This is a genomic window from Streptomyces sp. NPDC052687 (assembly GCF_040678395.1).
Classification (GTDB): Bacteria; Actinomycetota; Actinomycetes; order Streptomycetales; family Streptomycetaceae; genus Streptomyces.
In genome coordinates this window covers 18,809-44,915 of record NZ_JBFATR010000019.1, presented here as the reverse complement: position 1 = coordinate 44,915, position 26,107 = coordinate 18,809, and the positions used below count along the sequence as shown (strand labels likewise).

General features: G+C 73.5%; 19 protein-coding genes. 9 read left to right on the top strand and 10 right to left on the bottom strand.

The window, feature by feature from the left end; translation table 11 throughout:
* Positions 1 to 529: 529 nt before the first annotated feature.
* From AB0K92_RS17675 to AB0K92_RS17665, 3 genes are all read left to right on the top strand, one after another.
* Complete coding sequence (locus tag AB0K92_RS17675) at positions 530 to 1,384, top strand: endonuclease/exonuclease/phosphatase family protein (protein ID WP_365923807.1); 855 nt, start codon at positions 530 to 532, stop codon at positions 1,382 to 1,384.
* 35 nt (positions 1,385 to 1,419) lie between these two features.
* Complete coding sequence (locus tag AB0K92_RS17670) at positions 1,420 to 3,111, top strand: DUF2264 domain-containing protein (protein WP_365923932.1); 1,692 nt, start codon at positions 1,420 to 1,422, stop codon at positions 3,109 to 3,111.
* A 103-nt stretch (positions 3,112 to 3,214) separates the two neighbouring features.
* Complete coding sequence (locus AB0K92_RS17665) at positions 3,215 to 4,039, top strand: isocitrate lyase/phosphoenolpyruvate mutase family protein (RefSeq protein ID WP_365923805.1); 825 nt, start codon at positions 3,215 to 3,217, stop codon at positions 4,037 to 4,039.
* Here AB0K92_RS17665 and AB0K92_RS17660 read toward each other — a convergent pair.
* The 3 genes from AB0K92_RS17660 to AB0K92_RS17650 all read right to left on the bottom strand — a co-directional run bounded on the left by AB0K92_RS17660 (position 3,961) and on the right by AB0K92_RS17650 (position 6,744).
* Entirely contained in the window at positions 3,961 to 4,749 is a 789-nt protein-coding gene (locus AB0K92_RS17660; RefSeq protein WP_365923803.1) for an alpha/beta hydrolase, read from the bottom strand. The genes AB0K92_RS17665 and AB0K92_RS17660 overlap by 79 nt on opposite strands.
* Positions 4,742 to 5,332, bottom strand: coding sequence for a WHG domain-containing protein (locus tag AB0K92_RS17655; RefSeq protein ID WP_365923801.1), 591 nt, complete (start codon positions 5,330 to 5,332; stop codon positions 4,742 to 4,744). The genes AB0K92_RS17660 and AB0K92_RS17655 overlap by 8 nt, the downstream gene beginning before the upstream one ends.
* A 68-nt stretch (positions 5,333 to 5,400) precedes the next feature.
* Positions 5,401 to 6,744, bottom strand: a complete 1,344-nt coding sequence (locus AB0K92_RS17650; RefSeq protein WP_365923799.1) for a jacalin-like lectin — start codon at positions 6,742 to 6,744, stop codon at positions 5,401 to 5,403.
* 240 nt (positions 6,745 to 6,984) lie between these two features.
* Between AB0K92_RS17650 and AB0K92_RS17645 the strand changes: the two genes are divergently transcribed.
* Positions 6,985 to 8,697, top strand: a complete 1,713-nt coding sequence (locus AB0K92_RS17645; protein ID WP_365923797.1) for a PHP domain-containing protein — start codon at positions 6,985 to 6,987, stop codon at positions 8,695 to 8,697.
* The gene (locus tag AB0K92_RS17640; RefSeq protein WP_365923795.1) at positions 8,694 to 9,212 is read left to right on the top strand and encodes a hypothetical protein; all 519 of its coding nucleotides are present in this window, start codon (positions 8,694 to 8,696) and stop codon (positions 9,210 to 9,212) included. The genes AB0K92_RS17645 and AB0K92_RS17640 overlap by 4 nt, the downstream gene beginning before the upstream one ends.
* A 114-nt stretch (positions 9,213 to 9,326) precedes the next feature.
* Here the strand turns inward: AB0K92_RS17640 and AB0K92_RS17635 are convergent, their stop codons facing one another.
* The 7 genes from AB0K92_RS17635 to AB0K92_RS17605 form a co-directional block, all read right to left on the bottom strand.
* A complete protein-coding gene (locus AB0K92_RS17635; protein ID WP_365923930.1) occupies positions 9,327 to 12,188 on the bottom strand; it encodes a glycoside hydrolase family 2 TIM barrel-domain containing protein in 2,862 nt (953 codons plus the stop codon).
* 25 nt (positions 12,189 to 12,213) lie between these two features.
* The gene (locus tag AB0K92_RS17630) at positions 12,214 to 13,056 is read right to left on the bottom strand and encodes a carbohydrate ABC transporter permease (protein ID WP_365923793.1); all 843 of its coding nucleotides are present in this window, start codon (positions 13,054 to 13,056) and stop codon (positions 12,214 to 12,216) included.
* Positions 13,053 to 14,021: a sugar ABC transporter permease gene (locus tag AB0K92_RS17625; RefSeq protein ID WP_365923791.1), complete on the bottom strand. Its 969-nt coding sequence runs from the start codon at positions 14,019 to 14,021 to the stop codon at positions 13,053 to 13,055. The genes AB0K92_RS17630 and AB0K92_RS17625 overlap by 4 nt, the downstream gene beginning before the upstream one ends.
* A 24-nt stretch (positions 14,022 to 14,045) precedes the next feature.
* Positions 14,046 to 15,311 carry an extracellular solute-binding protein gene (locus tag AB0K92_RS17620; RefSeq protein WP_365923789.1) on the bottom strand — a complete coding sequence of 422 codons (1,266 nt, stop codon included), beginning with the start codon at positions 15,309 to 15,311 and terminating at the stop codon, positions 14,046 to 14,048.
* Positions 15,312 to 15,491: 180 nt separating this feature from the next.
* The gene (locus AB0K92_RS17615) at positions 15,492 to 17,378 is read right to left on the bottom strand and encodes a glycoside hydrolase (RefSeq protein WP_365923787.1); all 1,887 of its coding nucleotides are present in this window, start codon (positions 17,376 to 17,378) and stop codon (positions 15,492 to 15,494) included.
* A gap of 18 nt (positions 17,379 to 17,396) precedes the next feature.
* On the bottom strand, positions 17,397 to 18,647 hold the full coding sequence (locus tag AB0K92_RS17610) for an ROK family transcriptional regulator (protein ID WP_365923785.1): 1,251 nt from the start codon (positions 18,645 to 18,647) through the stop codon (positions 17,397 to 17,399).
* A 142-nt stretch (positions 18,648 to 18,789) separates the two neighbouring features.
* Complete coding sequence (locus tag AB0K92_RS17605) at positions 18,790 to 20,070, bottom strand: D-arabinono-1,4-lactone oxidase (protein ID WP_365923783.1); 1,281 nt, start codon at positions 20,068 to 20,070, stop codon at positions 18,790 to 18,792.
* Positions 20,071 to 20,246: 176 nt separating this feature from the next.
* On the opposite strand from AB0K92_RS17605, the gene AB0K92_RS17600 reads away from it, so the two are divergent.
* The 4 genes from AB0K92_RS17600 to AB0K92_RS17585 all read left to right on the top strand — a co-directional run bounded on the left by AB0K92_RS17600 (position 20,247) and on the right by AB0K92_RS17585 (position 26,104).
* Positions 20,247 to 21,572, top strand: a complete 1,326-nt coding sequence (locus tag AB0K92_RS17600; protein WP_365923781.1) for a radical SAM protein — start codon at positions 20,247 to 20,249, stop codon at positions 21,570 to 21,572.
* 122 nt (positions 21,573 to 21,694) lie between these two features.
* Positions 21,695 to 23,203, top strand: coding sequence for a cellulose-binding domain-containing protein (locus AB0K92_RS17595; RefSeq protein ID WP_365923779.1), 1,509 nt, complete (start codon positions 21,695 to 21,697; stop codon positions 23,201 to 23,203).
* 225 nt (positions 23,204 to 23,428) lie between these two features.
* Positions 23,429 to 24,523 carry a ribosome small subunit-dependent GTPase A gene (rsgA, locus tag AB0K92_RS17590; protein WP_365923777.1) on the top strand — a complete coding sequence of 365 codons (1,095 nt, stop codon included), beginning with the start codon at positions 23,429 to 23,431 and terminating at the stop codon, positions 24,521 to 24,523.
* Between the two features lie 177 nt (positions 24,524 to 24,700).
* The gene (locus tag AB0K92_RS17585; RefSeq protein ID WP_365923928.1) at positions 24,701 to 26,104 is read left to right on the top strand and encodes an AlkA N-terminal domain-containing protein; all 1,404 of its coding nucleotides are present in this window, start codon (positions 24,701 to 24,703) and stop codon (positions 26,102 to 26,104) included.
* The last annotated feature ends 3 nt before the right edge of the window (positions 26,105 to 26,107 follow it).

Sequence of the window (26,107 nt, the reverse complement as noted above, 5' to 3'; positions counted from 1 at the left end):
GCGCGCAGGGAGAACCGCCACACCTGGCCCTCGTACGTGCTCGATGCCGTTCGCTGCGCCGCGTGGAGGCCGCGGCCACCGCGCGCGGTGTGACGCGTGGTTCGGCCGTGACGTCGACCTCCCGCAGGCTCCCCGTCTGGTCGCTGTTGCCGGTGTACGCCTTGCCCCTCCCGTCCAGGGCCACTGCCGAGGTGGACGTCCCCAGGCCCTCGGCCGGCTTCCTCGGGCTCTCGTCGGTCCGCAGGCCGACCTCGTACAGCAGCCCGTTCACGGTCGTGACGTACGCCTTCTCGCGCGACGGGTCCACCGCGACGTCCGGGGAACTCCCCATCCCGCCGACGACCAGGACCGCGCCCGCGGTGCGGCCGCGCGAAGCGGCAGTCGCCGGGACGGGCCACGGGGAGGGGTGCGCGGAAGCAGGAAGGCGCATCGGTGACCACTCGGGTAGTCATCCGATTGTCGGGATAGCCTCGTGCCCGGAGACGTCGGATGCCGGGGGACGCCGAGGGTGTCCGCTGTGAGGAGGCTGATGGTGCTCAGTCGGGGCGCGGGGTTGCTGGTGGGGGCCTTGGCCGTGGCCTGCCTGGTGCTCTTCGGCCGGAGCGCGCCGAGTGATCAGCCCGCCCGGTCACTGCCCGCGGAGGCGGTCCGGGACGTGGTGGCGAACCGGGTCATGACATGGAACATCTGCAACCCCTGCGAGGAGAGCGACCTCGACCGGGCGGCGGAGATCGCGACGTACGCGCCGCAGGTCGTCGGCTTGCAGGAAGCGTGTGTGCGGGACGTCGAGCGGATCAGGGACCACCTGGAGCGGCACTACGGGCTGGTCTACCACGTGGAGTACGGGGCGGTCCTGCGGAACTGGGGCCGGTGCGGAGGAGTGCCGTGGCGGCCGGGGGAGTACGGTCAGGCCGTCCTGTCCGCGGCTCCCATGACCGACGTGGTCGACGAGGAGTACCCCGACGGCGGGTCGGAGGACCGGGGGTACATGGCGGTCACGACCACGGTGGGCGGCCAGTCCGTCCGGGTCTTCAACACCCACCTCGCCGAACGACGCCAGGAGGCGGTGCGGGCGGAGCAGGCCGGCGTGCTCGCCGCGGAGGTCGCCCGGCACGACCGCGCGATCGTCCTCGGGGACTTCAACGCCGTACCGGGCGCCCCCGAACTGGACGACCTGTGGGCGCTGGCCGAGGACGCGGACCCGCAGTGCCATCCCACGGACCTCGGCGACTGCGAGGTCACCACCGACTGGCACAGCAAGTTCGACTACGTCTTCCTGCGCGGCATCGCCCCGCTCGAACACCGGGTGCGGCCCAGCCGGTTCTCGGACCACCACATGCTGTACACCGACCTGCGCACCGGCCGGGAGCACCGCGCCGCGTGACCGCGCCGCTCGTCACCGCCGAGGAACGAGGCCCCATGCAGCTGCCGCCCGAGGACCGCACCCGCAGCCCGTACACCGGCTGCACCCGCGCCCACTGGGAGGCGGCGGCCGACCAGCTGCTCTGCGCGGTCGAGCCGTACGCCACCGGGGACCGGGCCCTCTACCACCTGCCGGGCGACCGGGTCAGCTGGTCGGGCCGGCTCTCCGACGGCCTGGAGGGATACGCGCGTACGTTCCTGCTGGCCGCCTTCCGCCGGGACGAGACCGCGTTGCAGCGCTACGCCGACGGGCTCGCGGCCGGCACGGCGGGCGTCTGGCCGCGGGTCGAGAGCCGTACGCAGCCGCTGGTGGAGGCGGCGTCGATCGCGCTCGCGCTGCGGCTGACCCGGCCGCTGCTGTGGGACCGGCTGGACGAGCCGGTGCGGCAGCGCGCGGCGGACTGGCTCGCGGACGCGCTCGACGCGCAGGCGTGGCCGTGCAACTGGGAGTTGTTCCCGGTGACCGTCGGCGGGTTCCTCCAGGAGATCGGCCACGAGACGGCGGCGTCCCGGGCGGCGATCGACCGCGGCCTGGAGCGGATCGAGACGTGGTACCTCGGCGACGGCTGGTACACGGACGGCGACGGCCGGAAGTTCGACTACTACAACGGCTGGGCGATGCACCTGTACCCGGTGCTGCACGCGTGGCTGGCCGGCGACCGCGATCTGCTCACCCGGTACGGCAGGCGGTTGTCGCGGCACCTCACCGATTACGCCCGCCTCTTCGGCGCCGACGGCGCCCCCGTCCACCAGGGCCGCTCCCTCACCTACCGCTTCGCCACCACGGCGCCCCTCTGGCTCGGCGCCCTGACCGGCCACACGCCGCTCCCGCCCGGAGAGACCCGCCGGCTCGCCTCCGGCGCGCTGCGGTACTTCCTCGACCGGGGCGCGGTCGACGAGCGCGGACTGCTCACCCTCGGCTGGCACGGCCCCGACCCGTCCGTCCTCCAGGGCTACTCCGGCCCCGCCTCCCCCTACTGGGCGAGCAAGGGCTTCCTCGGCCTGCTCCTGCCGCCCGGCCACCCCGTCTGGACGGCCCGCGAGGAGCCGGGACCGGCCGAACGCGAGGACGCCGTCACCCCCCTCCGGCCGCCCAACTGGTTGCTCCAGTCGACCCGTTCGGACGGCGTCGTCCGCCTCCACAACCACGGCAGCGAGGACGTCCGCTACGACCCGCACTACACCCGCCTCGGCTACTCCACCGTGACGCGCCCCGACCCGTCGTACGACAACAGCGTGATCGTCGGCGGCGACGCGAGCCGCACCGGCATCGTGCCGCTGGGCGTGGGCGACGGCTGGGCCGCCTCGCGGCACACCGCGGGCGGCAAAGCCCGTGTCACCAGCGTCGTCCTCGCGCACGGCGCCACCGAGGTGCGGGCGCACCTGGTGACGGGCGCCGCCCCCGGCACGCCGGTCCGGATCACCGGCTGGCCGGCGGGGGACGGCCTACGCGCCGAACTGCTCCCCGCGCTCGGCCTCTCCGACACCCTCACGGGCGTCACCGCCGACGGCCCCACCCTCTTCGTCGCCCTCGCCCGCCTCACCGCCGAATCCCACCCCGCTCCGCTGCCCACGACCGTCACCGTCCGCACGGCCGGCGACCCGCACACACTGGAGATCCACTGGGCCGAGGGCACCGGGGCACGGGTCCGGCTGACCCCCGAGGAAGCCGACGTCACCCCTCTCTGAGCCCGCGACTCCGAGCCCGCGACCACACGGCCCCGGCCCGTGGACCGGGCCGCGCGCGGACGTTTCGGTGGGGGCCGAACGGAGTGGGGCCTAGCGTGCTTCCATGAACGCCTTCACCGAGCTTCACCGTGCCGGGGAACCGCTTCTCCTGCCCACCGCCTGGGATCACGCGTCGGCGCGGTTGTTCGCCGCGCAGGGGTTTCCCGCCATCGGTACCACGAGCCTCGGCGTCGCGGCGGGTGCCGGGCTGCCGGACGGGGCGGCCGCGACGCGCGACGAGACGCTGCGTCTGGCTCTCGCTCTCGGCGCGGAGCCGTTCCTGCTGTCCGTGGACGCGGAGGGCGGGTTCGGCGACGACCCCGACGAGGTGGCGCAGGCGGCTCGGGAGCTGGCCGACGTGGGCGTCGCCGGGATCAACCTGGAGGACGGCCTCGGGTCGGCGCGGCGGCACGCGGAGAAGATCGCGGCGGTGAAGGCGGCGGCGCCCGGGCTGTTCGTCAACGCCCGTACGGACACGTACTGGCTGGGTGACGGGGAGGACACCCGGCGCCGCCTGGAGACGTACCGGCAGGCCGGCGCCGACGGGCTGTTCGTGCCCGGCCTCACCGACCCGGCCGAGATCGCCGCCCTGGTGCGGGACTTCGACGGCACGCCCCTCAACGTGCTCTACGCGCCCGACGGGCCGGGCGTGACCCGCCTCGCCGACCTCGGGGTGCGCCGGATCAGTCTGGGTTCGCTGCTGTACCGGCGGGCGCTCGGCGCGGCCGTGGACGCGCTCGCGGACATCCGCGCGGGACGGCGGCCCGGCGGGTTCGTGCCCTCGTACGGGGAGGTGCGGGCGCTGAGCGATCAGCGTCGGGCCGGGGACTCGAAGATCTCCGTGAGCCGGTCGGCGAACGCGACCGGGTGCTCCAGCGCTCCGAGGTGACCGCCGGGCAGCTCGGCGAAGCCGCCGCCGGCGCGCCGGGCGAGGAACGCGGCGGTGCGGTGCAGCAGTCCGCCGCGTGAGGTCTCGCCCGCCGCCAGGGTGAGCCGGGTCGCGGTGGACGCCGCCGTCAGGCCGGGGACGTAGGAGGTGAACGGGACCAGGACGTGTGCCAGGAACAGAGCCTGCGGGCTCGAGCGTTCCTCGGCTGGGGAGAGGGGGCGGCCGTCCGGCACGGCGTCCGGTGCCCGCTCCTCCAGGACGGCCGTGAGCCGGGCCGCGGCCGCCGCCGGGCCCGCGGCGCGGTAGGTGCCGTACACCTCCCGGAACGCCGCGCGCTGCCGCGCCCCGTCGGGCAGGACGGCCACGCACGGCGACTCGTGGGCGACGACGTGCCGCAGCCGCCGCGGGTGCCGGGCGAGCAGGTCGAGTGCGGCGACGGCGCCGGAGCTGGTGCCGAGGACGTACGCCGCCTCCCCGTCGGGGAGCACCGCGTCCAGGACCTCCCGGGCGCCGTCGCTCCACGCCTCCACCCGCTGGTCTTCGACGGGTCGGCCGAGCCGTCCGTGGGCGAGGCCGAGCGGGTCGTACGTCACCACCGTGCAGCGTTCGGCGAGCCGCCCGGTCAGCGGGCCCAGACCCATCGGGTGCCCGGCGCCGCCGGGGAGGACGAGCAGGACGGGTCCCTCGCCGCGGACGTCGTGGTCACTCATGGGGCTCGTCGCTCTCCTCGCGGGGCCAGTGGGTCAGGGCCGTGTGCAGGGCGTCGACCGCCCGGTCCCAGGACGCGTTCACATCACGGGGGGCGCCGAAGCCTCCGGCGGCCTCCAGGACGCAGTAGCCGTGGAAGGTCGCGCGCAGCAGGCGGACGGCGTCGGTCAGGGCGGGTTCGTCAAGGCCGTAGGCGCGCAGCATGCCGTAGGTGATCTCGGTGGTGCGGCGCAGGGCGGGGGAGCCGGCGACGAGGGACTGGTCGATGCGGATCTGCGTGGCCGCGTACCGGCCGGGGTGCTCCCGCGCGTACGCCCGGTAGGCGTCGGCGAACGCGGTCAGCGCGTCCTTGCCGGCGCGGCCGGCGACGGCCGCCGCGATGCGGTCGATCAGCTCGCCGCCGGCCCGCAGGGCCATCCGGGCGCGCAGGTCCTGGAGGTTCCTGACGTGCGAGTACAGGCTGGCGTCCTTCACCCCGAAGCGGCGCGCCAGCGCGGACAGGGTCACGTTCTCGAACCCGGTCTCGTCGGCGAGTTCGACCGCAGCCGTGACGAGGCGGTCCGCGGTGAGACCGGCGCGGGGCATACGACCTCCCTGCCTAGGGCTTCTAGGTAACAGCCTAGGGGAGGAAGGCGGGCGTGGGACAGCAAGTTTCAGCCGATCGGCGCGTACAGCACCCCCAGCTTGTCGATCTCGTCGCCCGCGCGGCCGGTGAAGCCGGCGATCTGCCAGCCGGGGGGTGCCGTGAAGGTGGTCGCGTCCGAGGCCGGGGTGCCGGCGGCGAGGGTGCGGCCCCGGTCGGTGGTGAACGCGGCCGAGAAGATCCGCGTACGGCCGTCCCTCTGACCGCGTGTCAGCTTCACCGAGGTCAGGTGCTCGCCCGCCGGCAGCGTCAGCGACGCCGCGGTGCCGCCCGTGCCGCCGTGGGACAGGGTCGTGCCGTCGGCGTGGGTCAGGGCGACGGCGTCCAGGCGGGCCGCGCCGCGCAGGGTGAGGGTGCGCGGGGACGGGCTGTCCGGCAGGTCGTCGGCGTCGTTGAAGGCGGTGCCGTGGGGGCCGCCGAAGAAGTCGCTCGCGCGCAGCGCCGGGGCGAGGGTGTAGGAGAAGGCGGTGGTGTGCGGGAAGTGGTCGGACAGGTGCGTGCCGTCGGACCGCAGGAACCCGGCCCAGTCGTTGTGGTAGCGGGTGGCGGTCAGGGACACCAGGCCGTTGCCGCGGTAGAGGATCTTGTCGACCACCTCGCAGTCGTCGGCGGGCGCGGCCGGGTCGCAGAGCAGCGGCTCGCCGCCCTGTGCCGGGGCCGTGCCGCCCTTCACCAGCCGCACCCAGGCGTCGGTGAGGCCGTTCTCCGCGGCCAGGGCGCGGATGTTGTCGCCGGCGCGGGTGTAGCGGGTGTTGGTGTCGCCCATGACGATCACCGCGTTGCCCGCGGAGTGCGCCTGGACGAAGTCCGACAGCTGCTCGACGTTGGCGCGGCGCGCGGCCAGCGCCGCGTCCGTCACCTCGGCGTTGGTGTGCACGTTGTAGAGGTCCACGAAGACGCCCTCGGCGAGCCGGACGCGGGCGAGCGTGAAGCCCTTCGGGGTGAGGCAGTCGGTGCCGGCGCAGGACTTCCAGCCGACCCGCTGGAAGTCCTCGAAGGGGTGATCGGAGAGGGTGTTGAGCCCGTCGCCGATGCCGGCGCCACCGCTGGTCGCCGTCCGGTACGGATGGGTGTCGTGGGCGTAGAGGGCGGCGTGGTAGTTGAAGTCCTCCTGGACGTTGACGATGTCGTACGCGCCGAGCCGCTGCCCGATGAGCGGGGTGTTGGTCGCGGGGTCGCTGTCGCCGAGGCCGAGGGGGAGGCCCGCGATGTTGTACGTCAGCACGGTGAAGGAGCCGGTGGGGGAGGCGGCGGGGGAGCCGGGCGCCGCCGTGGCGGGGGCGGAACCGGAGGGGGCGAGTGCGGTGGCGGCCAGGGCGGCGGCGGTGAGGGCGCCGCGCAGTCCTCTTCTCATGGGGTCTCCGAGAGGCGGGAGGGAGGTGAGCGGTGTTCAGCTTCTTCAGACAACGTCCCTCACCACAAGGCGAGTCGGAGAAAGCTGTGAGCCGTGGGGCGAGCGGCCGTGTCCGGGACTCCTCATGCTCACCCCCGAGTCGTTCAACATTCATCTTCCGCCTTGATCCTCCTCACGCGGCGCACCAGCGCACCGCGGAAGGCGGCCGCGAGAAGGCAGCGGCATCGAGGAGGCACACCCATGGGCCACGCCCACCACCACGGTCACAGCCACGGCCACGGGCATCACCACCATCACCACGACCACCCGCACGACACCGCGGCCCTGCCCGCCGCCTTCGACACCTCCGTGCCCGACGAGGCCCTGACCCCCGAGCAGCGGTCCCGCCGCTCGCTGCTGCGCCGCGCCGGACTGCTCGGCGCGGGCCTGGCCGCCGCGAGCGTGCTCACCCCGCAGGCGGCGCCCGCGTACGCCGCGTCCGGCGGCCGCAAGCGCGACGGCTTCCTCTGGCTCGCGGGCGACCACCACATCCACACCCAGTACAGCAGCGACGGCAAGTACCGCGTCGTCGACCAGGTCCGCCAGGGCGCCCGGCACGGCATGGACTGGCTGGTCATCACCGACCACGGCAGCGCCACCCACGCCAGGATCGGCGTCGAGAAGGTCAACCCGGACATCCGCGAGGCCCGCGCCGCCCACGAGGACACCCTCGTCTTCCAGGGCCTGGAGTGGAACATCCCGGCCGCCGAGCACGGCACCGTCTTCGTGCACCCGGGCAAGCACGAGGTCGCCGTCCTCAAGCAGTTCGAGACCGACTACGACGGCTCCGTCAAGGGCGCCTCCGACTCCACGCCCGCCAACGAGGCCCTGGCCATCGCCGGCCTGAACTTCCTCTCCGAGCAGGTCCGCCGCCGCAAGGTCAAGGACGCGCTCATGCTCGCCAACCACCCCGCGCGGCGCGGCGTCGACTCCCCGCACGAGATCCGCGCCTGGCGCGACGCGACGCCCGCCGGGCACCGGATAGCCGTCGGCTTCGAGGGCGCCCCCGGCCACCAGGCCGCCGGTCTGCCCGCACCCCTCGGCATGGCCCGCGCCCGCGGCATCTACGACAACAACCCGGGCGCCAACTCCTTCCCGGGCTACCCGCCGGAGTCGTACCGCACCTGGGGCGGCTTCGACTGGATGACCGCCACCGTCGGCGGCCTGTGGGACAGCCTCCTCGCCGAGGGCAAGCCCTGGTGGATCACCGCCAACTCCGACTCCCACCAGGTCTACGGCGACACCGCCGTCCGCGGCCCGGGCGGCGACTTCAACGCCGACGGCCGCTACCAGGACCCCGTCTACGGCGGCAGGATCGACATCACCCAGGGCGACTACTGGCCCGGCCAGTACAGCCGCACCCACGTCGGCGCCGACGGCTTCTCGTACGCCGCCGTCATGGACGGTATCCGCGCGGGCCGGATCTGGGTCGACCACGGGCAGCTGATCAGCGCCCTCGACGTACGGCTCACCGGCGGCGGCCGCTGGGCCACGCTCGGCGGCGCACTGCACGTGAAGAAGGGCACGCGGGTCACGCTGACGGCGGACGTGGCCCTGGCCGGCGGCCCCAACTGGGCGGGATTCGTGCCCACGCTCGCCCGTGTCGACGTCATCCAGGGCGACGTCACCGGCGAGGCGCGGGACAAGGACACCTTCACCGCACCCACCGCCAGGGTCGTCAGGTCGTACGAGGTGAACAAGTCGACCGGCACCGTCCGCCTCACCTACGACCTCGGCCGGGTCGACCGCCCCGTCTACGTCCGGCTGCGCGGCACCGACGGCAACCGCACCGCCGTCGGCCCCATGGGCGCCGCCGTCGACCCGGCGGGCCCGGCGATCGACGTCGTCGGCGACGCCGACCCGTGGCGCGACCTGTGGTTCTACTCCAACCCGGTGTGGGTCCTGCCGTCATGACCCCGCCGCACCCCGCCCCGCCGCACGTCCTCACCGTGGACGCGGACCTGAAGGACCTGCGCGCGGCGGACCACCTGCTGCGGGAGCTGGCCGCCGAACTCGCCCTCCGGGAGGGTGTGTTCGGCTGCACGCACCTGGTGCGGGACGGCCGGCCGCGCGTCGTCCTCTCGCTCGCCACACCGCTCCCGGTGGACCGCGAACGGCTGACCGCGCGCGGCCACGAGGTGACGGACGGCGCGCCCGACGCACAGGGCCGCGCGGTGCTCTATCCGGGCGCCGCGCGGCTCACCGGCACCCTGACGGTCGCCGAACTGCTGGCCCGCTCCGCGATCGACCGGGTGACCGTGCTGGGCGGACCCGGCGACCCCGACCCGCGCACCCCGCTGGTGACCCGGGACCACGTCCGCCCCCAGTGGCAGCGGGGCGAGCTGGTGCTGACCGCCATGCCCGCCGCGGGCGGCCGGCTCACCCCGTTCGAGGTGCCGGATCCGACTCCCTGCTGCGCCGATCACTGAACTCCCGTCAGCCCGGCCCGCGGGGGACACCCGGAGCAGCCGCCCCCGACCCGGGGCACCCGCCCCCACGAGCGGCCGGCCGGTCACCCACCGGGGACCGGCCGGCCGCGCCCGTCAGCCGTCGGCCTCCGACAAGACGAAGGCGAAGGCGGCCGGCTCGGCCCGCAGGTGATATCGCGGCAGCACGCCGGGCCCGCAGGACTGGGAACCGATGCCCATCTGCCCGTGGTCGAGGTTCACCCACACCGTGTCGCCCGCGGTGAGGTCGGTGAGGTGCCCGGCCGCGTCGAGCTGCTCGCTGGTCCAGCGGCGGGCGGTGAACCAGAACACCGGGTCGCCCTCGATCCGCAGCCCGCCCAGCTCCGCCCAGCGCACGTCGGCGCGGGCACCGTTCTCCTGGGGGCGGACGTACGGCGTCTGCAGCTCGTCGACGGTCGAGTGCCAGCGGCCCACCCGCGACGCCGCCCTGGTGTCCGGGTAGGCCTCGCCGGGGCCGCCGCCGAACCACGTCACCGCGTCCGCCCGCGCCAGCCCCAACCGGACGCCGAGCCGGGGCAGCGGCAGCGTCCAGTCGCCCTCGGGGGTCACCGAGACGGCGAGCCGCAGCCGCTCGCCGTCCGAGGTCCACCGGTAGACCGTGCGCAGCCCCAGGTCGGTGCCGGCCGGCGCCACCCGGGTGCGCACGGTCAGCGCCTCGTCCGACAGCTCCACCCCGTCCAGCCGGTGCCGCATCCGGTGCAGGCCCAGCTGCCGCCACAGCAGGCCGTAGCGGGCGTCCGGCTGCCAGGGCGCCCCGTTGTCGTTGTCGGTGGGCGCCCGCCACACGTCCAGCCGCAGACCGGTCACCGCCACGCCGCCGACGGCCCGCAGCGCCCCGGTGCGCGCGTCGAAGGCGGCCGGCCCGAGGCGGATCACCCGCCCGTCCGGCGCGGGCCGGGCACTCGCCGCGACGGACGGCGCGGGCCGCTCGGTGACGGCCCACTGCCCCCACGCCACCACATGGTCCGCCGGCGCCCACGCGGTCGCCTCCGCCGCCAGCGCCCGTACCGTCCACCGGGTCTCCGCGCCGGCCGGAGCGCCGGCGGGCGGGCTCGGCAGCTTCACCTCCGCCGACTCGCCCGGCGCCGCCGCGGGCGCCGGCAGCGGGCCGGACGCCACCGTCTCGCCGTCGACCTCGTACGACCAGGTGAAGGCGAGCCCCGACAGGTCCGCGAAGTCGTAGCGGTTGGTCACCCGGACCGAGCCGCCGCCGTCGCCCTCGATCCGGACCGGCTCGATCACCTTCTTGTACTCGGCCAGCCCCGGCGACGGCGTGCGGTCGGGGAAGAGCAGCCCGTCGCAGACGAAGTTGCCGTCGTGCAGCTCCTCGCCGAAGTCGCCGCCGTAAGCGAAGCCCAGCTCCGGGTGGGTGATCCCGTGGTCGATCCACTCCCAGACGAAGCCGCCCTGGAGCCGGTCGTACGACTCGAACAGCCGCTGGTAGTCGGCGAGTCCGCCGGGCCCGTTGCCCATGGCGTGCGCGTACTCGCACAGGATCAGCGGCAGCCGGCGGCGCTTGGCGGTGCCGCCGTCCAGGCCGCGGCCGATCCGCTCCACCTCGTCGTGGGAGGCGTACATCCGCGAGTACACGTCCGTGTCCCGGCAGTCCGGGTCGCCCTCGTAGTGCACCGGGCGGGAGCCGTCCCGGCCGCGGATCCACTGCGCCATGGCGGTCAGGCCGCGCCCGGTGCCGGCCTCGTTGCCGAGGGACCACACGACGACGGACGGATGGTTCTTGTCCCGCTCGACCATGCGCGCGGCGCGGTCCAGCAGGGCCGGCGTCCAGCGGTCGTCGTCGACGGGGTTGTCCCGCCAGGCCTGCTCCACGAAGCCGTGGGTCTCCAGATCGCACTCGTCGATCACCCACAGCCCGTACTCGTCGCACAGGTCGAGGAAGGCCGGGTGCGGCGGATAGTGCGAGGTGCGCACCGCGTTGACGTTGTGCCGCTTCATCAGCAGCACGTCCTCGCGCATGGTCTCCGGGTCGAGGGCGCGGCCCCGCTCGGGGTGCCACTCGTGCCGGTTGACGCCCTTGAACAGCAGCGGCCTGCCGTTGACCTTGATCAGCCCGTCCTCCAGGACGACCGTGCGGAACCCGATCCGCAGCGGCACCCGCTCGCCCGGCGTGGCCAGCACCCCGTCGTACAGCCGGGGCGTCTCCGCCGTCCACGGCTCCACCGGGACTGTGACCTCCTCACCGGTCGCGATGTCCACGCCCAGCTCGGGGACGGTGACCCGCCCGGCGACCTCGGAGTCGACGCGCAGCGTGCCCTCGCCACCGACATGGTCGTAGGAGGCGTGCACGAAGAAGTCACCGGCGGCTCCCTCGGGGCGGTGCAGCAGGGTGACATCACGGAAGATGCCCGGCAGCCACCACTGGTCCTGGTCCTCCAGGTAGGACCCGGCCGACCACTGGTGGACCCGGACCGCCAGCACGTTGCCGCCGGGGCGCAGCAGAGGGCCGACCGCGAACTCGTGCGGCAGCCGCGAGCCCTTGAACTCGCCCAGCTCCGTGCCGTTCAGCCAGACCCGCGCGCAGGACTCCACGCCGTCGAAGCGCAGCACCGCGCCGCCGTCCGCCGGCCAGTGCGGGGGCAGGTCGAAGACGCGCAGATGGTCACCGGTCGGGTTCTCGGTCGGCACGTGCGGCGGGTCGACCGGGAAGGGATACAGGTGGTTCGTGTAGACCGGCGCGCCGTGGCCCTGGAGGACCCAGTGGCCGGGGACCGCGATCTCCGTCCAGTCCCCGGCGTCGTAGCCGGGCGCGGCGAACGCGTCGTCCTCGGCGTCCGCCGTCGCGGACAGCCGGAAGCGCCAGCGGCCGTTCAGGGACAGGGAGGGCGCGTCGGAGGAGGCGTACCAGGCGCGCGGCGGCAGGGTGCCGCGGCCGGGCGAGACGTCCTCCACGTAGGCGAGGGGGGTGGTGCGCACAGATATCGGTCTCCTAGGTCAGCCCTGGATGTCAGCCCTTGATGCCGGTCTGCGCGATCCCCTGCACCAGCCAGCGCTGGAGGAAGAGGAACACGAACACCAGGGGCAGAAGGGAAATGGCCGTGGCCATGAAGATCAGATGGAAGTTGACGGTCTGGTTCGTCATGTACGAGGAGAGGGCCACCTGCACGGTCCACGCGCTCGGGTCCTGGCCGATGACCAGGGGCCACAGGAAGGCGTTCCAGCCGCTGATGAACGTGATCGTCGCCATCGCCGCGAAGAAGTTCAGCGAGTTCGGCACGACGATCCGCCAGTACGCGCCCCAGTAGCCGAGGCCGTCCACGCGCGCCGCCTCCTCCAGCTCCTTGGGGAACCCCAGGAAGTACTGCCGGAACAGGAAGCAGGTGAAACCGCTGAACAGGCCGGGGATGATCAGTCCGCGGTAGGTGTCCACCCAGCCGAGTGACGACACCAGCACGAAGCTGGGCACGAAGGTGACGGCGGTCGGGACCATCAGGGTCGCCAGCACGGCGTAGAACACCTTGTCGGCGTGCCGGTAGGGGATGCGGGCCAGGCCGTATCCGGCCAGTGAGCACACCAGCAGCGTGCCGGCCGTGTGCAGCACGCCGACGACCAGCGAGTTCCACAGGGAGCGGGCGAAGTCGACGGTGGGGTCGTCGAACGGCTCGGTGATGTTGCCCCACTGGATGTCGGTGGGGAAGAACGCCCACTCCTCGCCCGTGATCTCCGGATCCGTCATCAGGGCGTTGCGGACGATCAGGTAGAAGGGGACGAGGAAGAGGAGGGCGGCGGCCCCGGTGGCGACGTAGAGGCCGGTGGAGGCGAGGACGCTGCCGCGCCGGACCTTGCTCATCGGGAGCCCTCACCCCTTCCGAAGCCCATGAACCTGCCCTGGAGCAGGGTGACGAGGCAGATCAGCAGCGTCAGGATCACGGCGCCCGCGCTGCCGGCGCCGTAGTCCTGGTTCTCGCCGAGGGCGACGTAGTACAGCTCGACCAGCGGCGGGCGGCCCCAGGTGGCGTTCGACAGCAGGTTGAAGAACTCGTCGAAGGCCTGGTACGCCTGCACGAGCAGCAGCAGGATCACGGCGGTCGAGGTGGCCCGCAGCTGGGGCAGGGTGATGTGCCGGAAGGTCTGCAGGCCCGGTTTCGCCCCGTCGATGGCGGCGGCCTCGTACAGCTCCCGCGGGATGTTCTGCAGCGCGGCCAGGAACAGGATCATGAAGAACCCGGCCTGGAGCCACAGCCGGACGGTGACGACGACCAGCCAGTACCACGGCGGGTCGGGGCTGGCCAGCCAGGCGATGTCCTCGGCGCCGAACCAGTCGAGGACGGTGTTCATCAGCCCGAAGCGCACCCCGCTGAAGATCGACATCTTCCAGATCAGCGAGGCGGCGACGTAGCTCACCGCCGTCGGCAGGAAGAACACCGACCGGAAGAACGCCCGCAGGAACCGCAGCCGGTTCACCATCAGCGCGAGCGCCAGCGAGAACGCCCAGGTGGTGGGCACGATGAACGCGGCGAAGACGGTGAAGGTGACGAGCGACCCCATGAAGTCGTCGTGCGTCAGCATGTACCGGTAGTTGTCGAAGCCGATGAACTCGCTCGGCGTGACGGTGAACCGGGCGTCGAAGAAGGACAGCCACAGGCTCCAGCCGATCGGGACGTAGACGAAGACCGCGAGCCCGATGAGGAAGGGGCCGGTGAAGAGCCAGAAGTGGGCGGTGGCGCTGCCCCGCAGGCCGCGCCGCGGCCCGGCCGGGGAGGCCGTGGACGCCGGGGCGGGGCCCTCGACGTCGCGCGTGGTCGTGGTCGGCATGACGTGGTCTCCCTGCCCGCCGGGTTATCCGAAGAGCTTCTTCAGCTCGCGGTTCACCTTGCCGTCGGCCTTGTCCAGCGCGGCCTCCGGGTCCCCGCCGGCGCGGACGCAGTCGCCGACCACGTCCTCGATCGCGTCGATCATGGCCTGGGTGAAGCCGATGTTGTCGAAGTGGCCGTACTCGTCGAACAGGCGCACGCCCTCGGCGGGCAGTCCCGACTTCAGCTTCCCGGCGGACTCGGCGATCGACAGGCGCGGCGGGATGTGGAAGCCGTAGGAGAGCGCCCAGTCCTCCTGGTACTCCTTCCGGTCGATCCACAGCCACTTCACGTACTCCTTGGCCGCGTCGACGTTCCCGCTCCTGGCGTTGACGAACATCGACCAGCCGCCGTTGTACACCGCGGGCCTGCCCGCGTCGGTCACCTTCGGGAAGGGGAAGACGCCGAGGTCGTCGCCGAGGGCCTGCTGCATCTGCGGCATCGCCCACATCCCGCACCACTGGATCGCGGTCAGGCCCTGGTTGAGCGCGGAGGGGTCCCAGAAGTCGGTCGGGGCGCCGAGCAGCAGATGACCGCTGGTGAACAGCTCGCGCAGCTTGACCAGGCCCTCCTTGACCCCGTCGGTGTGGTAGGCGATCCGGTTGTTCTCGTCGAGGGTGTCGGCACCGGCCGCCCAGATCAACGGCCGGACGATCGCGTCCAGTTCGTTGCCGAGGAAGACGCCCTTGACCTTGTCGGTGGTCAGCTTGGCGGCGGCCTCGATCAGCTCGTCCAGCGTGGCCGGCACGCCGACACCGGCCTTCTCGAACATCGACTTGCGGTAGAAGAAGAACTGCGGGTCGTCGATCATCCGGACGCCGTATATCTTCCCGTCGACCGTGTGCGAGGCGATGTCGGCGTGGTGGAAGTCGTCCTTCACCGGCTCGACGAGGTCCGTTAGATCCGCCACCTGACCGCTGCGCACGAGCTGGATCTGCGGGTGGAACTCGAACAGGTCCGGCGCGTTGTCCGTGAGCAGTGCCGAGAACAGCTTGCTCTCGAAGTTCTCCCCGGTGATCCACTGCGTGCGGACGTTCGCCTTCCGGTAGGCCTTCGCGTACCGCTTGACGGCCTGCTCGGTGCCGGGCTCGCCGTAGGCGTGGAAGTACTGCACGAGGTTCTCGCCCGAACCCGCGCCGCCGCCCCGGCCGTTGTTGCCGCCGCACGCGGCCAGCCCGCCGGCGGCGGCCAGGCCCATCGCGGCCCGCAGGACGGAACGGCGGTCCCAGGAGGTGGTGCTGAATGCCGGCATGCGGACGTCCTTGTCTGTCGAGTGCGGCTGCGGTCGGTGCGGGACGCTAACCTTCGGCTAATCCTTCGGCAAGGGGTTGAACGAAGTCTGTTCGAAACGTTGCGTGACGTTCGGGATGCCGAACGTGAGGGGGTGGCGGGAGCCGCATCGACAGCGCCCGCCACCGCCCCGGACGATGAACTACCGCCGGAACCACGCCTGGTTGGCGCCACCGGTGCAGCTGTAGAGGATGACCCGGCTGCCGTCGGCGGTCGCCTCACCGCTGACGTCCAGGCAATTCCCGGACGCCTCACTGACGATCTGCCCGTTCGCGTTGAGCAGCCAGCGCTGCCCCGCCGCCCCCGTGAACCCCGAGCTGGTCGTGAGCCCTGAAGCAGTCGCCGTCAAATACCCGCCGGCGCCCTTCAGCGCGCCCCGCGCGTCGTACGACCACGACTGCTCCGCGCCGCCCGTACAGGTGGCGATCGAGGCCCCCGAGACGTCGGCCGTCAGGCACTTCCCGGACTGCTCGCCCTGCCAGGCACCGGTCAGGGCCGAGGCGCCGGGCCCGCCCCTCCGGTCGAGGACGTACGTCGTGATGGAGCGGGCGGGCAGCGTCGCGGAGACCGTGCCGCCGCTCACGGCCGGCTGGGCCACGGAGGCCCAGTCCTCGGTGGCCGAGGTGCGCACCGCCTTGGTCACGCGGACCGGCGTCTTGCTGTTGAAGTGCAGGTTCAGCGCGGTGTCGGTGGTGTTGTGGTTGTTGACCACGACGACCCACGTGCCCTTCCGGTCGTACGCGCTGACCTCGACGCCCGGCGGCGCGCCGGTCACGTTGTGCAGCACCGCGCCCGGCTTCACGAACTTGCTGTACTGGCCGAGCGCGTAGTACCGCTTGGTGAAGTACAGCGTCTGGTTGCCGTTCTCCGCGTAGTCCGGGTCGTAGTAGATCAGGCCGTCGTTCCAGCCCTGGTCGTTCTTCGCGTACGGGTCGGTGCCGATCATCTCGGACAGGGCGACCCACCAGTGGAACGCCGAGTCGTGGGCGGTCGCGAAGTCCTTGTACACGATCCGCGAGAGGTTCAGGCCGCCGTCGATCGTCGGGTCGTACTCCTGCGCCCAGCCGGTGCCGCCCTTGCCGAAGCAGCAGATCTCCGTGGACCAGGACGTCCTGCCGGCGGACTTCGCCGTCTCGTGCACCTTCGCCCGGTCGCCGTCGGACGGGTTGTCGTAGGTGTGGTGGGCGAGCTTGTCGACGTACCGGGCCGTGTCCGGCTGGGAGATCCAGCGCGGGACCTCGTCGTTGAACTTCACCGTGCTGGTGGACTCGTCCGCGATGATGCCCGTCCGCTGCTTCCGGGCCCGCTGCTCGGCGCCCAGCGCCCGCACGATGTCGTCGCGCTGCCCGACGTCGACGAGCATGCCCTCCTGGCCGCAGGAGTCGAAGCTGTTCGTCGGCTCGTTGAACGGGCTGATGTAGTCGAGCCGGATGCCCCGCTTGGCGAAGTGGTCGGTGACGTCGGCGATGTAGCGCGCGAAGTCCCGCTCGTGCCCGGCCTTCAGATGGCCGCCGCAGCTCTTGCCGTTGGTCTTCCACTCGGCGGGCGCGCTGTTGACGAACCCGATCAGGTCCTCCACGCCGTACTCGGCGGCGTACTTCAGGAACGTACGGCCCGCCTCGTCCCTGCTCCAGTCGTACGTGCCGTCGTCGTCGCGGAAGTCCTCGGGGGCGCGGGGCGCGTACGTCACGCCGGTGCCGCCGCCGCCGATGTTGTAGCGGTAGGCGCTGAGATCCAGGCCCTTCTTGGAGAACAGCAGCCGGGCGACCCGGGCCCGGACCCGCGGGTCGAAGTTCTTCAGGTCGTTGACCCACCAGGCGCCGGACGCGCCGATGTTGTCGATGGTCTGGGCGGGGTGGGGGGACACCTCGGCGGTCGCGGCGGCCGTGCTCGGTGCGGCGGCGGCCGATGGGGGCGCGGGGTCGGCCGGTCGGGGTGCGGCGGCGGTCGATGGGGGCGCGGACATCAGGGCTCCGGTGACGGCCAGCGCGGCCGCGGCCGTCCCGAGGATCGATCTGCTGGTGCGCAACGTGCATCCCTTCCGTCGTCATGAAGGCGGTGCGGTACGGCTCCTCGCAGGGGTGGTGTGACGTCGTACGGCCCTCTGCGCCCCGGCCGGCCGCAGCGCGCCCTCCAGCGCGAACGTCGCCGCGCCCAGGCACACCGGATCGGTGGGGATCGGGGAGAGGACGATCTCGGTGGCGGCCAGCGGACGCCGCAGCGCGTGCCGGGCGACGGCCTCGCGCACCTCGGCGAGCAGCGGCTCGCCCAGCGTGGCCGCGACCCAGCTGCTGAGCACGACCACCTCGGGGTTGAGCAGGTTGACCAGGTCGGAGATCGCGGCGCCGAGATAGCGGGCGGTGTCCCGGACCACCTTGACCGCGACCGGATCGCCCGCGGCGACCCCGCGCGCCAGCGCGTCCACGGTGGCGGTCTGGTCCTCCGGGTGCAGCAGGGCGCTGCCGGGGCTCAGCTCCCGCAGGTTCAGCATGATCCCGGGCGCGCCGACATACGTCTCCACGCAGCCGTGGTTGCCGCAGTGGCACAGCCGGCCGTCCAGCACGAGCGTGGTGTGCCCCCACTCGCCGGCGCTATTGCTGACCCCGCGGTGCAGCCCGCCGCCCAGCACCAGACCGGCGCCGACCCCGGTGCCGAGGTTCACCACCACGGCGTCCCCGCGCCCGCGCGCCGCCCCGAACCACAGCTCGGCCACGGCGCAGGCGCGCAGCGGGTTGTCCAGGTGGACGGGGTAGGCGATGTGCTCGCCGAGCAGGTCGAGCAGCGGCACGTCGTGCCAGTCCCAGTTGGGCGCGTACTCCGCGACCCCGGTCTCCCGGTCCACCTGCCCCGGCACGCTCACCCCGACGCCCAGCACCCGGGCGCCCGCCACCCCGGCCTGCGCGACCACCGAGCCGACCGCCGCCGCGACATGGCCGACGACCTGCTCGGGGCGGCTCTCGCCGGGCCGCATGTCCTCCTCGGCGCGGGCCAGCACGTTCAGCGCCAGGTCGAACAGCTCGACATGGACGTACGTCTCGGCGATGTCCACGCCGATCAGCGCGCCCCCCGACGCGTTGACGGCGACCAGGCCCCGCGGGCGCCCGCCCGCCGAGTCCTCGAACCCGACCTCGGTGATCATTCCGAGGTCGAGCAGCTCGCCGACGAGGGTGGCGACCGTGGCGAGGCTCAGGCCGGTCGCGGCGGCCAGCTCCTGCCGGGAGGTGGGGGACGCGGCGATGATCTGGCGCAGCACCTCGTAGCGGTTCGCGGTGCGGATGTCGCGGGATGTGCGCTTCACCGGGTCTGTCCCCCCGTCCTTCGGCTCGTGCGCGGCCGGGCACGTCGGCACCGGCGCGCGGCAAGGCTATGGGGAACGGGTACTTTCGACAAGGGGTTCGGAAAGGGGCTTGATAAAGTCCGGCGGCGGTGCGTCCGGTGGGTCAGCCCGCCAGGACGTCCCGCACGAAGACGTTGGCGAACGTGCCGGAGGGGTCCAGCTCCGCGGCCAGCGCAGCGAACTCCCCGAGCCGCGGATACCGCTCCCGCAGCACCGCCGGCGGCACGGTGAAGACCTTGCCCCAGTGCGGCCGCGCCCCGAACGCGTCCAGCGCCGCCTCCACCCGCCGCACCACCGGCAGCGCGACCGCTGTGTCCGCGACCCAGGTGAAGTGCACGGCCACCGAGTCCCGCCCGTGCGCCGGGCTCAGCCACTGCTCGTCGGCGGCGACCGCGCGGACCTCGCAGGTCTGCAGGACCGGGGCGACCGCCCCCCGGACCGCGTCCAGCGCGGACAGCGCGTCGATTGCCGACGCCCGCGGCAGCAGATACTCCGACTGCAGCTCGTCCCCGCTGCTCGGCGTGAACTCCGCCCGGAAGTGCGGCAGCCGCTCGTGCCAGGGCCCCGCCACCCCGAACTGCGCGGTGCAGTTCACGGCCGGCATCCCCGGCACCGGATGCATCGCCTCGGTCGCGGGCGCGGCCCGGTCGAACCCGGCGTACGGCTGATCGGTCCGCCGCTTCACCCACACCTGCCGGAAACCGGGCGCGCCCCAGTCGGTGAACAGGCTCACGCTGTACGCCGCCCCCATCACCGCCTCGAACCCCGCCAGGTCCAGGCCGGCCGACGGCAGCTCGGTGAACACGTGCTGCTCCACCTCGTACGCCGGCTCCAGGTCGAGGGTGAGCGCGGTCACCACGCCGAGCGCGCCCAGCGAGGTCACCGCGCCGCCGAACCGCTCGTCCCCGCGCGCGATCCGCACCACCGACCCGTCGGCGACGACCAGCTCCACCTCCCGCACGGCCGCCGCGAGCGGGGCGTTGCCCACCCCCGAGCCGTGCGTCCCGGTCGCCACCGAGCCCGCCACCGAGATGTGCGGCAGCGAGGCCATGTTCGCCAGCGCCAGCCCGTGCCGGTGCACCGCGCGGGCCAGCTCCGCGTACCGGACCCCGCCCGAGACCCGGACCGTACGCTCCGCGGTGTCGACGTCGATCCCGGCCGGCAGCTCCGACAGCGACAGCAGCACCCCCTCCGGCCCCGGCTCGGCTATCGCGTTGAACGAGTGCCCGCTGCCCAGCACCCGCGCCCGGACACTGCCCGCGACGACGGCCCGCAGCGCGTCCAGGGTGCGGGGGCGGTGCACCTCCTTCGCGGTATAGGTGATGTTGCCCGCCCAGTTCGTCACCGGCGCGGTCTCGTCGGTCACGGATGCCGTCTCGGTCATACGGTGGTCCCTCCCCGGAAGCGCGGAGGAGGCAGTGTAACGACCGGCCGAGAGCGCTTTCCGGATCGCCCGGGACACGGCGGCGGACCCACCCCGGCTGCACACCCCCACCGGCATGGGGCATACCGTGAGGACTCGCACGCGCACCACCGATTCGCCGCAGGGAGGAGACACGGATGGGCAGCCGCACCGCGCTCGTCGAGGATCTGATGGAGCGCTTCCCGCATGTGCCGCGGGAGGCGGTCTTCAAAGAGGACCTGCTGCGCGGAGGTGTGGCCTTCGACCCCTCGGCGCTCAGTGACAACGAGGACGGCGAGGTCAAGCCGAAGTCGTACTTCATCTTCTCCTTCGACCACGGCACCCTGCCCGAGCTGGGCGAGGCCGCGCTGCGCCGCCCGCCGGAGGAGATCATCCTCACCGGAGGGCCGTACGACCTGCGCCGGACCGTCGTCTCGGTGCGGGTGAACCCGTCCTCGCCGTACCGGGTCTCCGCCGACGACGCCGGCGTGCTCGGCCTCTACCTCGACGGCAAGCGCATCGCCGACGTCGGCGTGCCCCCGATGCCCGAGTACTACCGGCACACCCTCTCCAACGGGAAGTCCGTCATGGAGGTGGCCCCCACCATCCAGTGGGGCTACCTGATCTACCTCACCGTCTTCCGGGTCTGCCAGTACTTCGGCGCCAAGGAGGAGTGCCAGTACTGCGACATCAACCACAACTGGCGCCAGCACAAGGCCGCCGGCCGGCCCTACACCGGGGTCAAGGACGTCGAGGAGATCCTCGAAGCCCTGGAGATCATCGACCGGTACGACACCCAGAAGGCGTCCACCGCCTACACCCTCACCGGCGGCGCCATCACCAAGACCGTCGCGGGCCGCGACGAGGCCGACTTCTACGGCCACTACGCCAAGGCCATCGAGGAGCGCTTCCCCGGCCGCTGGATCGGCAAGGTCGTCGCCCAGGCGCTGCCCAAGGCGGACGTCCAGCGGTTCAAGGACTACGGCGTGCAGATCTACCACCCCAACTACGAGGTGTGGGACGAGTACCTGTTCAAGATGTACTGCCCCGGCAAGGAGCGCTACGTCGGCCGCGACGAGTGGCACAAGCGCATCCTCGACTCGGCGGACGTCTTCGGCGCGCGCAACGTCATCCCCAACTTCGTCGCCGGTGTCGAGATGGCCGAGCCGTTCGGCTTCAAGACCGTCGACGAGGCGATCGCCTCCACCACCGAGGGCCTGCGCTTCTTCATGTCGCACGGCATCACCCCGCGCTTCACCACCTGGTGCCCGGAGCCCACCACCCCGCTCGGCAAGGCCAACCCGCAGGGCGCCCCGCTGGAGTACCACATCCGGCTGCTGGAGGCCTACCGCGCCACCATGGACGAGTTCGGCCTGTCCTCCCCGCCCGGCTACGGCCCGCCCGGCCCCGGCCGCGCCGTCTTCTCCGTCAGCTCCTTCATGGACAGCCTGCCCGCGCAGGAGGCGGTTCCTGCCGGACAGTGAACCCGGGGACAGCGCTTGTCAGTCGTGGGGGAACCGTGAAAGGGTCGTCCCGCCCCCGAGGTACCCCACAACTCCCCTTGCGTCTGTGGTGAGTTGACCTCGCATGCGCACGCAGGAGACACATGCCCGACCTGCCCCCTCCCCAGGACGCCACCGAGGCGGCGCTGCTCACCGAGTACTGGGACACGGTCCTCTCCTACGCCGACCTGTGCACCTCCGGCTCCGGCGCCGCCACCCGGCTGGCCCGGGAGGCCTTCGCGCGCGGGCTGCGCGAGGCGCGTGACACCGGTGCCGCCCTGCCGCGCGGCACCGGCCGCCGCCCCGCCCGGCTGCCGCACATCCCGCTGCTGCTGACCGCCGTGCGCACCACGGCCGCCGCCTGGGAGAGCGCCGGGGAGGGCCACCTCCTCCACCCCGAGCTGCGGCTGTGGCTCACCTCCGACCAGGCCGCCCGCCACACCGGGCCCCCGCCGCGCCGCCCCCTCGCCCTGCGCGCCCTGCGCGACCTCCAGGAACCGGACGCGGCCCTGCTCTGGCTGGCCGAGGTGGAGGCGCTGCCGCTGCCCGTGGTGGCCCGGCGGCTCGGCCTCGACCCGGCCGGTGTCGCCGGCGAACTCGACGAGGTACGCCGCTTGTTCCGCGACCGCTGCCGCCGCGCCCACCTCGACGCGCCGCTCGATGCCGAGTGCGCCCGCTACGCCCGGCTGCTCGACGCGGTCACCCGCACCCCGGCCACCGAGATCCCCGCCGACCTGTCCCGGCACCTCGCCCGCTGTGTGACCTGCGCCGAGGCGGCCGCCTGTCTGCGGTTGCACGGCGGCGGACCGGCCGCCGCCCTCGCCGGCGGGGTGCTCGGCTGGGGCGGCCTGGCCTATCTGGAGCGCCGCCGCCGCGCCGCCGAGGCCCGGCGCGGCCCCGGCCGCCCCGACACCCCCGACCACGATGCGGAGGAGTGCGGCACACCCCAGCCGCGCGTGCTGCGCAACGGGCTCCTGGTCGCCGCCGTCCTCGTCTCCGCGCTGGCGCTCGCCGTCACCCTGATGCCCTTCGACAGCACCGGCGACCGCGCCGCCCCGCCCGCGGACACCACCGACCGCCAGCCGGTCGCCGACCCCCACCCGTCGGCGCCGGCGCCGCCCGCGCCCCGGACCGTCGACCCCACCTCCGCGACCCGGACGCCCACCCGCCCGGCCGCCCCGGCCACCGGACGGGACCGCCGCACCACCAGCCCCGCCCCCGCGCCCCAGCGCACCGCCGCCCCCGCCCGCACCACGCGCGCCCCCGCCCCGGCCCGCACCGAACCCCCCGCCTGCCGGGTCTCCTACGACCTCGCCGGCCAGTGGCCCGACGGCTTCCAGGCCACCGTCACCGTCCACACCGACCGCGCCCTCGACGACTGGCGGGTCGCCTGGACGTTCCCCGACGGCCAGCGGGTCAACCAGATGTGGGACGCGACGTACGCCCAGCACGGCTCCCGCGTCACCGCCCGCGCCGCCGACTACAACAAGACGGTCCCCGCCGACGGCACCCTCTCCTTCGGCTTCCTCGCCTCCTGGCAGGGCCGCAACGCACCCGCGCACGACTTCACCCTCGACGGCCGGCCCTGCGCGGTCGCCGGACCAGCCGAATAATCACTGGCGCCCGGCGGCACCCCCCTCTACGGTGGTGCGAGCACGGTGGCCGACGGCCGCCGCGACCGGCCGAGCGACGACGAAGGGAGGTGTGACCGATGGCTGTCTCTGCGACGGGCGCTGCCCGCATCCAGGAACTCGTCACGTCCACCTCCGCGGTCACCGGCTGACCTCACACACCGCCTTCTCGCGGTGCCGGGACCGCCCTTGTGAAGGGCTCTTCCCTTGACTTCCACCTCTGCTGTGCCGTCCGCTCTCGCTCCCTACGGCTGGGACGCCGACTGGGCGGACACGTTCGCCCCGTACGCCGCCGACGGGCTGCTGCCCGGACGGGTCGTACGGGTCGACCGGGGCCAGTGCGACGTCGTCACCGCCGACGGCGTCATCCGCGCGGACACCGCGTTCGTCACCCCGCACGACCCGCTGCGGGTCGTGTGCACCGGAGACTGGGTCGCCGTCGACCCCGCGGGCACCCCGCGGTACGTACGCGCGTACCTGCCGCGGCGCACCGCGTTCGTGCGGTCCACCTCCTCCAAGCGGTCCGACGGACAGATCCTCGCGGCCAACGTCGACCACGCCGTCATCGCCGTCTCGCTCGCCGTCGAACTCGACCTCGGCCGGGTCGAGCGCTTCCTGGCGCTCGCCTGGGAGTCCGGGGCGGCGCCCGTCGTCGTGCTCACCAAGGCGGATCTCGTGCCGGAGCCGGCGACGCTGGCCCACCTCGTCCACGACGTGGAGACCAGCGCGCCGGGCGTCCCCGTGCTGACCGTCAGCGCGCACGACGGGGACGGCCTCGACGTGCTCACCGCCGTCCTCGGCACCGGCACGTCGGTGCTGCTCGGCCAGTCCGGCGCGGGCAAGTCCACCCTCGCCAACGCCCTCAAGGGGGAGGACGTCCTGACCGTCCAGGCCGCCCGGGACGTCGACGGCAAGGGCCGGCACACCACCACCACCCGCAATCTGCTCGCCCTGCCGGGCGGCGGAGTGCTGATCGACACGCCCGGACTGCGGGGCGTGGGCCTCTACGACGCCGACACCGGCGTCGCCCAGGTGTTCTCCGAGATCGAGGAGCTGGCCGAGGGCTGCCGGTTCCACGACTGCGCCCACGAGGCCGAACCGGGCTGCGCGGTGCTCGCCGCCCTCGACAGCGGCGACCTGCCCGCCCGCCGGCTGGACAGCTACCGCAAGCTCAAGCGCGAGAACCAGTGGATCGTCGCCAAGACCGACGCCCGGGTCCGGGCCGAACTGCGCCGGGACTGGAAGCGCAAGGGCGCGGAGGGCCGCGCGGCCGTGGAGGCCAAGCGGAAGGGCTGGCGGTAAGGGCCAGGGGAACGACCGGCGGTAGCGGCCAGGGGAACGACCGGCGGTAGCCGGCAGGGGAACGACTGTCGGCAGCGGCCCGGCGAACGGCAGGAGGACATGGCGTCCAGGGCTCCGGACGCCATGTCCGATTTCCGCCAGCCGCGCCCCGCGCCATGGCGGAGACTGGATCGCGTGATGGACGACGACAGCAGGTACGAGGCCGTGCGCAGCCGGGACGCCCGGTTCGACGGGGCCTTCTTCTTCGCGGTCGAGACCACCGGCATCTACTGCCGGCCCAGCTGCCCGGCGGTGACACCGAAACGGCGCAACGTCCGGTTCTTCGCCACGGCCGCCGCCGCGCAGGGCTGCGGGTTCCGGGCCTGCCGGCGGTGCCGGCCGGACGCCGTGCCCGGCTCGGCGGACTGGAACGTCCGCGCGGACGTCGTCGGCCGCGCCATGCGGCTGATCGGCGACGGCGTGATCGACCGGGAGGGCGTCGCCGGACTCGCCGCCCGGCTCGGCTACAGCGCGCGGCAGGTCCAGCGCCAGCTCACCGCCGAACTCGGCGCGGGCCCGGTCGCGCTCGCCCGCGCGCAGCGCGCGCACACCGCGCGCGTCCTGCTGCAGACCACCACGCTCCCGGTCACCGAGATCGCGTTCGCGTCCGGCTTCGCCAGCGTCCGCCAGTTCAACGACACCGTCCGGGAGGTGTACGCCATGACCCCGAGCGCGCTGCGCGCCGCCGCGCCCAGGGCCGCCGGCCGCACCGCCCGGCGCTCCGGCACCCCGACCGCCGGAATCCCGCTGCGCCTCGCCCACCGCGGCCCCTACCAGGCCGCGCCCGTCTTCGACCTCCTGGAGCGCGAGGCGGTCTCGGGCGTCGAGGAGGTGACCGGCCCGCCCGGCGCCCGCGTCTACGGCCGCACCCTGCGGCTCCCCTACGGCACGGGCATCGTCGCGGTCGAGGAACGGCGGGGGAGCGGGCGCCCGCGCGGCGCGGTCGCCCATCCGGGCGGCTGGCTCGACGCGCGACTGCACCTGACCGACCTCCGCGACCTGACCACCGCCGTGCAGCGGCTGCGGCGGCTGTTCGACCTCGACGCCGACCCGTTCGCCGTCGACGAGCGCCTCGGCGCCGACCCCCGGCTCGGCCCGCTGGTCGCCGCCCGGCCCGGACTGCGGTCACCGGGCGCCGCGGACCCCGAGGAACTGGCCGTGCGGGCCCTGGTGGGCCGTACGGCCGCGGGGGACCTGGTACGGCGGTACGGCAAGGCGCTCGACGCGCCCTGCGGCACCCTCACCCACCTCTTCCCGGAACCGGCCGTCCTCGCCGAGGCCGAGCCCGACGGCCCCCTCGGCGCACTGGCCGCGGCCCTCGCCGACGGCGCCGTACACCTCGACCCCGGCGCCGACCGCGAGGACGCGCAGGCCGCGCTGCTCGCCCTGCCCGGCCTGGACGCGGCGACCGTCGCCGTCATCCGCACCCGCGCCCTCGGCGACCCCGACGTCGCCCCGCCCGGCGCGGACATCCCCGACACCTGGCGCCCCTGGCGCTCGTACGCCGTCCGACACCTGCGCGCAGCAGGAGAGTGGAAGTAACCC